The 13,133-nt window shown below is 71.8% G+C and carries 14 protein-coding genes; 10 read left to right on the forward strand and 4 right to left on the reverse strand.

Annotation, left to right across the window (positions count from 1 at the left end; genetic code table 11):
- Nucleotides 1-28 precede the first annotated feature (28 nt).
- Nucleotides 29-1,645 carry a beta-N-acetylhexosaminidase gene (locus AC07AW_RS04260; protein ID WP_478813972.1) on the reverse strand — a complete coding sequence of 539 codons (1,617 nt, stop codon included), beginning with the start codon at nucleotides 1,643-1,645 and terminating at the stop codon, nucleotides 29-31.
- Between the two features lie 149 nt (nucleotides 1,646-1,794).
- Between AC07AW_RS04260 and AC07AW_RS04265 the strand changes: the two genes are divergently transcribed.
- The 6 genes from AC07AW_RS04265 (at nucleotide 1,795) to AC07AW_RS04290 (ending at nucleotide 6,619) form a co-directional block, all read left to right on the forward strand.
- A complete protein-coding gene (locus AC07AW_RS04265) occupies nucleotides 1,795-2,388 on the forward strand; it encodes a 2-oxo-4-hydroxy-4-carboxy-5-ureidoimidazoline decarboxylase (RefSeq protein WP_478813973.1) in 594 nt (197 codons plus the stop codon).
- Between the two features lie 192 nt (nucleotides 2,389-2,580).
- Entirely contained in the window at nucleotides 2,581-2,961 is a 381-nt protein-coding gene (gene sdhC / locus AC07AW_RS04270; protein ID WP_041130883.1) for a succinate dehydrogenase, cytochrome b556 subunit, read from the forward strand.
- A gap of 8 nt (nucleotides 2,962-2,969) precedes the next feature.
- A complete protein-coding gene (locus AC07AW_RS04275) occupies nucleotides 2,970-3,446 on the forward strand; it encodes a succinate dehydrogenase hydrophobic membrane anchor subunit (RefSeq protein ID WP_478813974.1) in 477 nt (158 codons plus the stop codon).
- A 25-nt stretch (nucleotides 3,447-3,471) separates the two neighbouring features.
- Nucleotides 3,472-5,226 (forward strand): succinate dehydrogenase flavoprotein subunit, encoded by a 1,755-nt coding sequence (sdhA, locus tag AC07AW_RS04280; RefSeq protein WP_478813975.1) that lies wholly within the window; start codon nucleotides 3,472-3,474, stop codon nucleotides 5,224-5,226.
- Nucleotides 5,226-5,984, forward strand: a complete 759-nt coding sequence (locus tag AC07AW_RS04285) for a succinate dehydrogenase iron-sulfur subunit (protein WP_041130880.1) — start codon at nucleotides 5,226-5,228, stop codon at nucleotides 5,982-5,984. The genes sdhA and AC07AW_RS04285 overlap by 1 nt, the downstream gene beginning before the upstream one ends.
- A gap of 83 nt (nucleotides 5,985-6,067) precedes the next feature.
- Entirely contained in the window at nucleotides 6,068-6,619 is a 552-nt protein-coding gene (locus tag AC07AW_RS04290) for a hypothetical protein (protein ID WP_478813976.1), read from the forward strand.
- A 10-nt stretch (nucleotides 6,620-6,629) separates the two neighbouring features.
- Here the strand turns inward: AC07AW_RS04290 and AC07AW_RS04295 are convergent, their stop codons facing one another.
- Together AC07AW_RS04295 and AC07AW_RS04300 are read right to left on the reverse strand one after the other, a co-directional pair.
- Nucleotides 6,630-6,917 carry a hypothetical protein gene (locus tag AC07AW_RS04295; protein ID WP_478813977.1) on the reverse strand — a complete coding sequence of 96 codons (288 nt, stop codon included), beginning with the start codon at nucleotides 6,915-6,917 and terminating at the stop codon, nucleotides 6,630-6,632.
- A 51-nt stretch (nucleotides 6,918-6,968) separates the two neighbouring features.
- A complete protein-coding gene (locus AC07AW_RS04300; protein ID WP_478813978.1) occupies nucleotides 6,969-7,505 on the reverse strand; it encodes a MarR family winged helix-turn-helix transcriptional regulator in 537 nt (178 codons plus the stop codon).
- An 86-nt stretch (nucleotides 7,506-7,591) separates the two neighbouring features.
- Here AC07AW_RS04300 and AC07AW_RS04305 point away from each other — a divergent pair, with 86 nt between their 5' ends.
- Together AC07AW_RS04305 and AC07AW_RS04310 are read left to right on the forward strand one after the other, a co-directional pair.
- The gene (locus AC07AW_RS04305; RefSeq protein WP_478813979.1) at nucleotides 7,592-8,815 is read left to right on the forward strand and encodes an MFS transporter; all 1,224 of its coding nucleotides are present in this window, start codon (nucleotides 7,592-7,594) and stop codon (nucleotides 8,813-8,815) included.
- 32 nt (nucleotides 8,816-8,847) lie between these two features.
- Entirely contained in the window at nucleotides 8,848-11,358 is a 2,511-nt protein-coding gene (locus tag AC07AW_RS04310) for a DUF4132 domain-containing protein (protein WP_478813980.1), read from the forward strand.
- Here AC07AW_RS04310 and AC07AW_RS04315 read toward each other — a convergent pair.
- The gene (locus AC07AW_RS04315; RefSeq protein WP_478813981.1) at nucleotides 11,333-12,124 is read right to left on the reverse strand and encodes an alpha/beta fold hydrolase; all 792 of its coding nucleotides are present in this window, start codon (nucleotides 12,122-12,124) and stop codon (nucleotides 11,333-11,335) included. The two genes, AC07AW_RS04310 and AC07AW_RS04315, sit on opposite strands and share 26 nt — an antisense overlap.
- Nucleotides 12,125-12,249: 125 nt before the next feature.
- Here AC07AW_RS04315 and AC07AW_RS04320 point away from each other — a divergent pair, with 125 nt between their 5' ends.
- Nucleotides 12,250-12,684 (forward strand): hypothetical protein, encoded by a 435-nt coding sequence (locus AC07AW_RS04320; protein ID WP_478813982.1) that lies wholly within the window; start codon nucleotides 12,250-12,252, stop codon nucleotides 12,682-12,684.
- 2 nt (nucleotides 12,685-12,686) lie between these two features.
- A complete protein-coding gene (locus AC07AW_RS04325) occupies nucleotides 12,687-13,127 on the forward strand; it encodes a thiol-disulfide oxidoreductase DCC family protein (RefSeq protein ID WP_478813983.1) in 441 nt (146 codons plus the stop codon).
- Nucleotides 13,128-13,133 lie beyond the last annotated feature (6 nt).

Raw genomic sequence — 13,133 nt, forward strand, 5'->3', positions numbered from 1 at the left:
TCCGGACCGATCGCGTCCACGACAAAAGTCAGGACACCTTCGCCGCCAGCGCCTTGAACTGCTCCCAGGTCAGCGTCGGTTTCGACGGGTCCCAGAGCTTCTGGGCGAGGGCCGTGAGCGGGAGGCGGATGCCGGCCGCCACCTGGGCCTGCGTCTGGGCCCTCGGCAGGTCGCCCCAGACCGCGAAACGCGCGCCGAGGATCTGGGAGTCGTACCGCGCCGGCACGGGGGTCCTGCCGCGCACGACGAGCGGCGTCCACTCCTCGTAGATCCGGCGGCCCGTGGGGTACGTGAACTTATTGGGCTGGCCGAGGACGTAGTACAGGTACAGGTCGTTGAGGTTGACCAGCTTGCGGCCCGCGCTCAGGTACGAGACGGGCTGCCGGGCGCCGATCTCCTTGCCCGTCCAGTACTCGACCTCGATGTCCTTCGCCGCGGTCGCCACGCCGCCCGTGAAGAAGCCGTCGTTCCAGGCCTTGGGGATCTTGCCGGCGGGCCGGACGACGGCCGCGCGGTCGTTGAGCCAGCCCGTGGCGAGGTCCTGCACGCGGCCGGAGGGCCCGTACTTCGCGCGCGCGGCCCGCGCCAGCTGCGGGTAGGTCACCTCGGGGTTCTTCGACATGAGGGCGACGTACTCGTCGGCGCCGATGTGGAACCAGGCCCCGGGGAACAGCTGGGAGTACTCGCGCAGCAGGTCGTCGACGATCCGGGCCGAGTCGGGGTCGGAGATGTCCACGGCCCCGCGCGGGGTCCGCCCGCTCGCGCTGACGAGCTGGAGGTCCGGGTGCGCGGCGATGACGGCGCCGAGGTGTCCCGGCGAGTCGATCTCGGGGACGACGGTGATGTGCCGGCTCGCCGCCAGAGCGAGGATCCGGCGGACCTCGGCCTTGGTGAGGTGCTGGGCCGAGACGACCTCGGGGTGGCTCTGGGACTCGATCCGGAAGCCCTGGTCGTCGGAGAAGTGCAGCCCCAGCTGGTTCAGCTTGAGGTCGCCCATCTCGCGGATGCGGTCCTCCAGCCAGGCGGCGGTGAAGGGCTTGCGGGCGATGTCGACGTTGAGTCCGCGCTGCGGCTTCGCGGGCCGGTCGGTGACGGTCCCCTCGGGTATCGCGCCGGTGGCCTTGACCGACTGCTTGAGGGTGCGGGTGCCGTAGAAGACCCCGGCCTCGTCGGGGCCCGCGATCCGGACGCGGCCGTCACGGACCGTCAGGGTGTACGACTCGGGGGCGCCCGTCCCGCCCACGGCCAGCTCCACGTCCCCGGGTCCGGCCGCGGCGGCGCCCCGGTACGGGATGCCGAGCTCCCCCGCGATCAGCCGGCCCTCGTCGGCGAGGGCCTCGCTGTTCGCGGCGAGGACGACCCCGCCCGTGGGCGCGGGCTTCCAGCCGGGACCGCGGGCGGCCTCGTGGGCGCGGACGGAGGGGATGGTGCGGGGCGCCGTGGAGAGGGGGTAGGTCTTCGTGGGCGTCGGTGTCGGTGTCGGGCTCGGCGGTACGGCGCTCGTGGGCGCGCTGCTCGCGGAGGTGCCGGTGCCGCCCGGACCTGACGGAGAACCGTTCGAGCAGGCCGCCACGGTGGCCAGCGCCACCGCGGTCGCCAGGAGGGCGGGGCCCCGGCGAGGCACCCGTGGGGAGTAACGCATCATGGAGAATCCTCCCGTACGGACGGCCGTCCGACCAATCGGGGGACCGCCGGGAAGGCCGGAACCCGATCGTCCATCACATGTTCCGAAACTCTCCCTTCCGGGTGAAATTCGCGCATCCGTCGGACACTTCCCTCATCCCGTCGATAACGTTGCGTCACGCCCACCCCACCCGTCCCGGAGCACCGGAGTCCACGCTGACCAGCGACACCCACGCCCCCTGCCGGAAGCCGGGCTCCACGGACACGCCTGCGATACCTGCCCAGCAGGGCGCGGCCCGGCACCTCTCCGGGCTCGTCCGCTTCAACGCCGCGCCGGCCGGGGCCGTGGAGGCGCTCCTGTTCGACTGCTGCGCGAGCCGACGCTGGGCCGAACGAGTGAGCGCGCACCGCCCCTACCCGACGCTCGACGCACTGCTCGCCGCCGCGGACGAGGCCTCCTACGACCTGTCACGGGCCGAGCTGGACGAGGCGCTCGCCGCCGAGTCCGCCGCCGCCCCGCACCCCGACGCCCCGCCGGCGGCCCTGATGGCGCTGGGCGCCGCGCACGCCGCGTACGAGAGCCGCTTCGGGCACGCCTTCGTGATCAGCCTGGACGGGGTGCGGCCCGACGAGCGGCTCGACCGGGTACTGGCCGGTATCCGGTCACGTCTCGGCAACGAACCGGAGGAGGAGCGGGTGGTGGCCGCCGACGAACTGCGCCGGCTCGCCCGCGCCCGCCTCACCTTCGGCCTCACCACACCGTGAATTCGTCCGGAATAGGGCGATTCAGGCCTGTGCGATAGGCCGTCCGTGCCTGTTTGATCACACCGATGGACCCCGCGCGAGCGAACCGACGAGTCGTCGCTACGATGACCGGGGCCGGTGGACCGTACCCGGCCGGGTCAGACCGACAGAGAAGCCGGCCGACCCCGATCCCCGCTCCCGGAGGGTTTTTCCGTGCCGGCTGGAACGCTGTACCGCGGCCGGGAAGGAATGTGGTCCTGGGTGGCTCATCGAGTCACCGGCGTCCTCATCTTCTTCTTCCTGTTCGTACACGTGCTGGACACCGCTCTCGTCCGCGTCTCCCCCGAGGCGTACGACGAGGTCGTCGCGACCTACAAGACGCCGATCGTCGCTCTTCTGGAGTACGGCCTGGTCGCCGCCATCCTCTTCCACGCGCTGAACGGCCTCCGGGTCATCGCCGTGGACTTCTGGTCCAAGGGCCCGCGCTACCAGAAGCAGATGCTCTGGACCGTCGTGGGTGTCTGGGTCGTGCTGATGGCGGGTGCCGTCTACCCCGTCCTCAACCACGCCGCACGTGAACTGTTCGGGAGCTGACGCCACTCATGTCTGCTGACACCTCCACCGCGATCGGCCCCGTCGAGGGCGGCGCGCACTACGACGTGGACAACCCCGCGCCGTACATCGAGGCCCCCCGCAAGCGCACGGGCAAGACCCCGCGAGCGACCCGCGGCAACTTCGAGATGGCCGCATGGCTCTTCATGCGCCTCTCCGGCGTGGTCCTCGTCGTCCTGGTCATCGGCCACCTGCTGATCCAGCTCGTGCTGGACGGCGGCGTCTCCAAGGTCGGCTTCGCCTTCGTGGCCGGCCGCTGGGCGTCCCCGTTCTGGCAGGTCTGGGACCTGCTGATGCTCTGGCTCGCCATGCTGCACGGCGCCAACGGCCTCCGCACGGTCATCAACGACTACGCGGAGCGGGCCAACACGCGCCTGTGGCTCAAGGGCCTGCTGTACACCGCCACGGTGTTCACCATCCTTCTGGGCACGCTGGTGATCTTCACCTTCGACCCGAACATCCGCTAGGCACGGGGCTGAGGTAATCCACGCCATGAAGATCCACAAGTACGACACCGTCATCGTCGGCGCCGGTGGCGCCGGCATGCGCGCCGCCATCGAGTCGACGAAGCGCAGCCGCACCGCCGTGCTGACGAAGCTCTACCCCACCCGCTCCCACACGGGCGCCGCGCAGGGCGGCATGGCCGCCGCGCTGGCGAACGTGGAGGAGGACAACTGGGAGTGGCACACCTTCGACACGGTCAAGGGCGGTGACTACCTGGTCGACCAGGACGCCGCCGAGATCCTGGCGAAGGAGGCCATCGACGCCGTCCTCGACCTGGAGAAGATGGGCCTGCCGTTCAACCGGACGCCCAACGGGACGATCGACCAGCGCCGCTTCGGCGGTCACTCCCGCAACCACGGCGAGGCCCCGGTCCGCCGGTCCTGCTACGCCGCGGACCGCACCGGCCACATGATCCTCCAGACGCTGTACCAGAACTGCGTCAAGGAGGGCGTGGAGTTCTTCAACGAGTTCTACGTCCTGGACCAGCTGATCACCGAGGTCGACGGGGTCAAGCACTCCGCCGGCGTCGTCGCCTACGAGCTGGCCACCGGCGAGATCCACATCTTCCAGGCGAAGGCCGTGATCTACGCCTCCGGCGGCACCGGCAAGTTCTTCAAGGTGACCTCCAACGCCCACACCCTGACCGGTGACGGCCAGGCCGCCTGCTACCGCCGCGGTCTGCCCCTGGAGGACATGGAGTTCTTCCAGTTCCACCCGACGGGCATCTGGCGCATGGGCATCCTGCTGACGGAGGGCGCCCGTGGTGAGGGCGGCATCCTCCGCAACAAGGACGGCGAGCGCTTCATGGAGAAGTACGCGCCGGTCATGAAGGACCTCGCGTCCCGTGACGTCGTCTCCCGCTCCATCTACACGGAGATCCGTGAGGGCCGCGGCTGCGGTCCCGAGGGCGACCACGTCTACCTGGACCTGACGCACCTTCCGCCGGAGCAGCTCGACGCCAAGCTCCCGGACATCACCGAGTTCGCCCGTACGTACCTCGGCATCGAGCCGTACACGGACCCGATCCCGATCCAGCCCACCGCGCACTACGCCATGGGCGGCATCCCGACGAACGTCGAGGGTGAGGTCCTGAGCGACAACACGACGGTCGTCCCCGGCCTGTACGCCGCCGGCGAGGTCGCCTGTGTCTCCGTGCACGGCGCCAACCGTCTCGGCACCAACTCGCTGCTCGACATCAACGTCTTCGGCAAGCGCTCCGGCATCGCCGCCGCCGAGTACTCCGCCAAGCACGACTTCGTCGAGCTGCCGGAGAACCCGGAGGCGCTCGTCGTCGCGACGATCGACAAGCTGCGCAACTCCACGGGTCACGAGCGGGTCGCGGACATCCGCCGCGAGCTCCAGGAGACGATGGACGCCAACGTGATGGTGTTCCGCACGGAGCAGACCATCAAGACGGCCGTCGAGAAGATCGCCGAACTGCGCGAGCGCTACGAGAACGTGTCCATCCAGGACAAGGGCAAGCGCTTCAACACCGACCTCCTGGAGGCCATCGAGCTGGGCAACCTGCTCGAACTGGCCGAGGTCATGGCCGTCTCGGCCCTGGCGCGCAAGGAGTCCCGCGGCGGTCACTACCGCGAGGACTACCCGAACCGCGACGACGTCAACTTCATGCGCCACACCATGGCGTACCGCGAGGTCGGCGAGGACGGCTCCGAGACCGTCCGTCTCGACTACAAGCCGGTCGTCCAGACCCGCTACCAGCCGATGGAGCGTAAGTACTGATGGCTACCCCCGTACTGGACAAGGTCGAGGCGGAGTCCGCCGCCTCCCCGTACATCACGGTCACGATGCGGATCCGCCGCTTCAACCCCGAGGTGTCGGACGCCGCGGTCTGGGAGGACTTCCAGATCGAGATCGACCCGAAGGAGCGTGTCCTCGACGCCCTTCACAAGATCAAGTGGGACGTCGACGGCACGCTGACGTTCCGCCGCTCCTGCGCGCACGGCATCTGCGGCTCCGACGCGATGCGGATCAACGGCAAGAACAGGCTCGCCTGCAAGACGCTGATCAAGGACATCAACCCGGAGAAGCCGATCACGGTCGAGGCCATCAAGGGCCTGACGGTCCTGAAGGACCTCGTGGTCGACATGGAGCCGTTCTTCCAGGCGTACCGGGACGTCATGCCGTTCCTGGTCACCAAGGGCAACGAGCCGACGCGCGAGCGTCTGCAGTCCGCCGAGGACCGCGAGCGCTTCGACGACACCACCAAGTGCATCCTGTGCGCCGCGTGCACCTCGTCCTGCCCGGTCTTCTGGAACGACGGCCAGTACTTCGGTCCGGCCGCGATCGTCAACGCGCACCGCTTCATCTTCGACTCGCGTGACGAGGCGGGCGAGCAGCGCCTGGAGATCCTGAACGACAAGGACGGCGTGTGGCGCTGCCGCACGACGTTCAACTGCACGGACGCGTGCCCGCGTGGCATCGAGGTCACCAAGGCCATCCAGGAAGTGAAGCGCGCGCTGATCACGCGTCGTTTCTGACCTCCGGCACTGCGGGAAAGCCCGCTTCTGTACGCTGCGGCGTGCAGGAGCGGGCTTTTTTTCTTTGTGGAGGACGGGGACAGATGAGCGAGCCGAACCCTTACGCGGACGGTGAGTACAAGTGGGGGCCCGGGCAGCAGGGCGGAACGCCCGGGGGCCCGGCGTACGGATACCCGCAGGACGCGACGCCCGGGGCGCCCGCGTACGGGTACCCGCAGACCCCGCCGCCCTACCAGCCGACCGTGGCGGCGGGCGTGCCGGTGCCGCCGCAGCACGCGCCGGCGGGCGGGGGTGCGCCGGTGCTGAGCCTCGGTGACATCACCGTGGTCGGCGACCAGATCATCACGCCGGCCGGGAACATGCCCCTCAAGGGCGCCGTGTGGAACGCGATGGACATGTCGCGGACCGAGGAGAAGCTGCCGACGGTCGCGATCGTCCTCGCGGTCATCTTCTTCCTCTTCTGCCTGCTCGGCCTGCTGTTCCTGCTGATGAAGGAGAAGACCACGACCGGCTTCATCCAGGTCACGGTGACCAGCGGCGGGCGCCACCACTCGACGATGATCCCGGCGACGGGCCCGGACACCTTCCACCACATCATGGGGCAGCTCAACTACGCGCGCTCGCTGTCCATGTGACGGGTGGTGTTCAGCCGCCGACGAGCGGGACGAGTCTGAGGAAGACGACCTCGGTCTCCGGACCCACCGTCACCGTCTCGTCGAGCTCCTCGACCTGACGGTCGCCCACCAGGACGAGGAAGCCGTTGCGCCCGAAGGCCTCGACTGCCCGGGCGAAGGCCGTGTCGTCGGTCGTCTCGTGCTCGACCCTGCGGCGGATCAACTCCCGCAGGGTGAGCCGCTCTTCCGCGACCGGCAGGCGGGGGCCGGCCGTGCGGGCCCCCGAGGTCGTCTCGTCGACGAAGGTCACCATTCCCATGCCCAGCAGGGTAGGGACGGCCACTGACAGCGCCCCCACCACGGCGTGGGCTCAGGCGTGCCAGGCCTGGGCGGGGCCGCCCGCCTCGGCCTCGACCATGATCCGGCGGAGCATGCCGTTGAGCAGGTCGCGCTCCTCGGGAGCGAGGACGCCGAGCAGTCGCTCCTCCTCGTGGCCGAGGACGTCCATCGCGCCGAGCCAGGTCTCGCGGCCGGAGGCGGTGAGTTCGACGACGACCCGGCGCCGGTCGGTGGTGGACTGGGTGCGGCGGACGAAGCCGCGCTTCTCCAGGGCGTCGAGGCGCCCGGAGACGGAGGCGGGGGCCAGGTCGAGGTCCTGGGCGAGTTCGGAGGGGGCGGCGCTGCCGCCGCGGCCCGCGAGCTTGTGGAGGGTGTCGAACTCGTGGCGTTCCAGGTCGAAGTCGACGAGGGACTGCTCCCTGACCCGGCGCAGATGGACCGAGAGCTTCTTCATCCGGGTGACCGCGCCCTCGACGACGGGGTCGAGGCCGGGCAGGACGGGCTGCCAGCGGGCGACGTGCTCGTCGGTCCAGTCGCGCGGTTCCTGCTGTTCCTCGGGGTGCGCCATGGGGTGATCGTACGTCGGCGGCGGCCTCCGCCCCCCTCGAAGTATTTCGTTGACGAATTATTCGGCACCGAAATACTCTGCGGTCCATGGCCACCGCCCCCGAACGCCTCGTCGCGTCCCCGACCGTCCCCCACCCCCTGCGCACCCGCTCCTTCCGCCTCCTCTTCACCGGCCGCGCCCTCTCCCTCCTCGGCGACGCCGCCATCCCCGCCGCCCTCGCCCTCGCCGTCCTGGAGGCCACCGGCTCCACCTCGGCGCTCGCCCTGGTCCTCGGCTGCGCGATGGTCCCCAAGCTGCTCCTGCTCCCGCTGGGAGGCGTCGTCGGCGACCGCTTCGACGCCCGTACGGTCGCGCTCACCACGGACCTCGTACGCTGCGCCACCCAGCTCCTCGTCGGCATCCAGCTGCTCGGCGGCGCCCCCAGCCTCGCCGTCCTCGCCGTCGCCGAGGCCCTCGGCGGCGCGGCCGGAGCCTTCGCCATGCCGACCGGCTCGCCCCTGATCAAGGGCACGGTGGAGGCGGAGTCGCTGCACCGGGCCAACGCGGCGATGGGCGTCGCCCAGAGCGCCACCCGCCTCGCCGGACCCGCGCTCGCCGGCACCCTCGTCCTGACCGTGGGTCCCGGCTGGGCCTTCGTCCTGGACGCGGCCACCTTCGCCGTCAGCGCACTGCTCCTGACGGCCGTACGGGTGAAGCGGGTCCCGATCCCGCGCCGTTCGCTCCGCGCCGACCTCGCCGAGGGCTGGCAGGAGGTCCGCTCCCGCGACTGGTACTGGACCAGCCTCATCGGCCACAGCGCCTGGAACGGCGCCGCCGCCGTCCTGATGACCCTCGGACCCGCGATCGCCGTGCAGCGACTCGGCGGCGGCACCACCTGGGTCGTCCTCCTCCAGGTCGGCGCCGTCGGCTTCCTCCTCGGGGCCCTGCTCGCCGACCGGATCCGACCCCGGCGCCCGATCCTCACCGCGAACCTCGGCCTCGCCACGTACGCGCTGCCGCTGGTGCTGCTCGCCCTCGCCGCACCCGCACCGCTGACGATCGCGGCGTACGGGCTCGCGCAGGCGGGGCTCGGCTTCCTCTCCCCCGTGTGGGAGACCGCCGTCCAGCGCGCCGTGCCCGCCCACGCGCTCGCCCGGGTCACCTCGTACGACTGGCTGCTCTCGCTGGCCGCGATGCCCCTGGGCTACGCCCTGGCCCCGCTCGCGGCCTCGGCGTGGGGCCCCGAAGTGCCGCTGCTGGCCGCCGCGGTGGTGGTCGGCGGGTGCTGCGTGGGCACGGCGCTGGTGCCGGGGGTGAGGCGGTTCACGTAGGAGTGTCAGTGGGGTCCTCTACCGTCGGGGGCATGGTGGGGATCACGAGCCCGCGCGACGGGCTGATGGAGGCGGTGCGCCTCGAGCGCGCCGAAGGGCCGGGTCCGGTCGAGCAGTTCATGGACGGGCTGGACGCGGCGGGGCTGCGGGCGTGCGCGCCCGTGCTCCAGCGCCTGGCATTTCGCCCGGCATACCTGGAGGTGGCCTCGGCGGCCCTCGCGGAGCTGGACGAGCAAAAGTTGGACTGGACGGAGGAGGAGTCCGATCTGCTCCTCGCCCAACTGGTCGGGAAGGACGCGGAGGGAGCCCCGCACGAGGTGCAGGAGGACTTCTTCGACGTCGTGCCGATCGCCCTGGCGGCGGCCGAGCGGGTGGCCTCGCAGGGTGGCGAGTACGACCGGGCGCGGCTGCGGGCGCTCCGGCTCCTGACGGACCGCGACACCGTCTACCACCGGGGCGCGGAGTACGAGGGGATACGGGGCCGGATCGACGCGCTCCTGGCCCGCGAGCCGGCGGTGGTGCCCGGCCGGCTCCCCCGGCAGCTGCTCGACGCGCTCGACGACTACGGGCCGGCGATGCGCGCCCTGCACGGGGAGCTGCTCGCGGGGGCGGGCGTGGCCGAGTTCCTCGGGCACTGCGCCCTCCTGGACAAGCCGCGCGCCACCCGGGTCTGGCGTCGCCGGTCCGCCGCGCTGCTCGCCGGGGCCGAGCAGGGTCCGGTGGTGGTGCGATGCCTCCTCGAGGGGTTCCTCGCGCAGGAGGAGCACCGGCTGAGCGATCTCGGTCCCTGGTCCATGAGTTCCTGGGGGCTCACCGGCGGGCCCAACACCGACCTGGTCCGCGGCCTGTTGTGGGCGGCGCTCGACATCGACGCCGAGTGGGTGGTGCCGGCGGTGGGGGCCGTCGCGCGCCACGCGGGGACGGGCACGGGCGGCTTCGGCGGCACCTGCCGCAGCCAGCCGCTGGCCACGACCGCCGTCGCCGTGCTCGGGGAGTGCGGGGGCGCCCGGGGCGAGGAGGCCGTGCAGTGGCTCGGACGGCTGCCGAGGTCGGTGAAGAACCGGACGGTGAACAAGGGCATCGCCAAGGCCCTGGAGGCGGTCGCCGCACGCGCCGGGCTCACCCCGTCGATGCTCCGCGAGCGGGGGGTCGCGACGCTCGGTCTGGACGGGCGCGGGGTCCGGGAGGTGCCGCTCGGGGCGTACACGGCGGAGCTGGCGGTACGGGAGCCGGGCACGGTCGCGCTGTCCTTCAGGGGCCCGGAGGGGAGGCTCCTGAAGACGGCGCCGAAGGAGGTCAGGGAGGCGCGCGCCGAGGACTTGAAGGAGGTCAGGGCCGGGGCCAAGGAGCTGAAGGCGCTGGTCGCCGCCGAGCGGTCCCGCCTTGAGGAGCACCTCGCGGCGGGGACGGTCTGGCCGGCGGAGGACTGGCAGCGGTACTACGTCGACCACCCGGTGACCGGGTCTCTGGCCCGTGCCCTGCTCTGGGAGGTCACGGAGGACGTCGAGGAGCCGTGGACGGCCGGCCTGCCGGAGCGCACCGGCGGCGGCTGGGCGCTCGCGGGCGAGGACGGGACGGCGCGTCCGGTGGGTCCGGGCGCCCGGCTGCGGCTGTGGCATCCGCTGCGGGCCGCGGGCGAGGAGGTCGCCGCGTGGCGGGCCTCGGTGACGGAGCGGGAGGAGCGCCAGCCGTTCAAGCAGGTGTTCCGCGAGGTGTACCCGCTGACTCCGGCGGAGCTCGTGACCGGCGCGTACTCCAACCGTTTCGCGGGGCACGTCCTGCGGTACGGGCAGGCGCGGGCGCTGATGACCGAGCGCGGCTGGGCGGGGAACCACCTGGGGTACTTCTCGGACGGCTGGTCCTCGGAGCTCGTGAAGGAGCTGCCCGTGCCGGGCGAGCTGCCGGCCGGCGAGGGGGTGCGCTGGCGGGCCCGGTTCTTCGTGGAGCTGGTCGACGAGGGCGCGAGCCGGGACGGGGTGGCGCGGCTCTGCTCCACGGACCAGGTGCGGTTCGAGAGGAGAACGGGCGCGCGGGGCGCCTGGGAGGCGGCCGCGCTCGCCGACGTACCGGCGCTGGTGCTTTCGGAGGCGCTGCGGGACGTCGACCTGTTCGTGGGGGTGGCGTCGATCGGGGCGGACCCGAACTGGCGGGACCGCGGGGAGGACCGGGCGTACGACGGGTACTGGGAGAGCTGGTCGTTCGGCGCGCTCACGGAGTCGGCGCTGATCCGGCGCGAGACGCTGGCCCGGCTGCTGCCCCGGACCCGGATCGCGGACCGGGTGGAGCTGACCGACCGCTTCCTGCGGGTGCGCGGCGAGCTGCGCGCGTACCGGATCCATCTGGGCTCGGGGAACGTGCTGATGGAGCCGGACGACAGCTATCTGTGCATCGTGGCCGACCGCGGGCGGGAGCGGGGGAAGGTGTTCCTGCCGTTCGAGGAGGACGGCGGGGTGTTGTCGGTGATCCTGTCGAAGGCGCTGCTGCTCGCCGCCGACGACCGGATCACCGACCCGACGATCACGGCGCAGATACGCCGGGGCTGAGCTCGGGGACCTGGGAGAGGAAGGCGAGGAGCAACCGGGCCGTCTCGTCCGGGCGTTCCAGGGCGGGGAGGTGGCCGGCCCAGTCGAGGTCGACGCGGCGCGCGGCGGGCAGGAGGTCTCCCAGCTCGTCGGCGACGGCCCGGAAGTCGGGCAGGTCGTGGGCGCCGACGGCCACGAGGGCGGGGGCCTCGATCCGGGCGAGGTCGTCGCGGGTGACCTCGGGGGCGACGGGGTGGTGCTCCTCGGGGGCGGCGAGCTGAAGGTCGAAGGCGCGCCGCTGTCCCTCCCGTACGAGGGCGCGGGCGGCCTCCGTGGCCTCGGGGCCGAGCCAGGTGTCGACGTTGAGCTCGACGGCGGCGTCGAGGTCGCCCGCCTCGATGAGCGCGTCCTCGCGGGCGCCCCAGGCGCGCAGTTCCGCGCTCGGCGCCATGCCGGGCATCGCGGGGCCGAGGAGCGCGAGGGCACGGACGCGTCCGGGGTGCAGGGCGGCGAGTTCGAGGGCGACCCGCCCGCCGAAGGAGGAGCCGACGACGGCGGCGTGCTCGGCGCCGAGGTGGTCGAGGAGTTCGCGCACGTCCTCGGCGTGGGTGTGCGGGGCGTCGATCGGGCTGTCGCCGAAGCCGCGGAGGTCGCAGCGGACGACACGGTGTCCCGCCCCGGCCAGCGCGTGGAACTGTCCGTCCCACATCCGGCGGTCGCAGACCCCGGAGTGCAGCAGGACGACGGTCGAGGGGCCGGTGCCGGCCAGGTCATGAGAGAGCGTCACCCGTCCGACCCTAAGCGCGGGGTCACCGCCGGGCCACCCCTTTACCCAAGTGACTTGAACACGTTCAAGAGGAGGTCTACAGTCATGCCTGCCAGCTTTTGAACGCGTTCAAGGGAGGGTGGGGCATGGACCTCACTGTCGTCGCGTACATCGTCTACCTGCTGATCAGCGTGGCCCTCACCATCTGGGTCGCCCGCACACTCAGCCGCAACGGAAGGATCTTCCTCTCCGACGTCCTGCACGGGAACGAGAAGCTCGCGGACGCCGTCAACCACCTCCTCGTGGTCGGCTTCTACCTCGTCAACTTCGGCTTCGTCGCCCTCTACCTGAGCCAGGACGCCGCCGTCCTCGACGCCCGGGCCCTCTTCGAGGCCCTCTCCGTCAAGCTCGGAGTCGTCCTGCTCGTCCTCGGCGTGATGCACCTGGGGAACGTGTACGTACTCAACAAGATCCGCCGCCGCGGAGTCATGGAGCGCGAGCAGGTGCCCCCCGTCGGCCCGCAGGGCTGGACCACGACCCCCAAGGGCGGCCCCTGGGCCCCGCCCGCGCCGCAGGCCTGACCATGGCGCCGGCCCCGGCGAACCCCACGACCCCCGTGGGACGTCTGACCGTGCTGTACGACGCCGACTGCCCGCTCTGCGTGCACCTCAGGCACTGGCTGCTGCGCCAGCGGCAGCTCGTCCCGCTCGACCTCGTACCCGCGGGATCGCAGCAGGCACGGCGCCTCTTCCCGGCCCTCGACCACACCGCGACGCTGCGGGAGATCACCGTGATCGGGGACCAGGGCCAGGTCTACCGGGAGACCGCCGCCTGGATCGTCTGCCTCTGGGCCCTGGCCGACCACCGGGCCAAGGCCCACTGGCTCTCCACCCCCGCGGGACAGCCCTTCGCCCGGGTGACCGTCCTGGCGGCCGCGAAATGGCGCGAGGCCCTCAAGGGGCCGGGAGCGGACGACCGGTCCTGCGGGGACGGGCACTGCGAGGTGCCCGGTCCGCCCGGTTAGGCTCGG

The organism is Streptomyces sp. NPDC044003, from assembly GCF_056435185.1.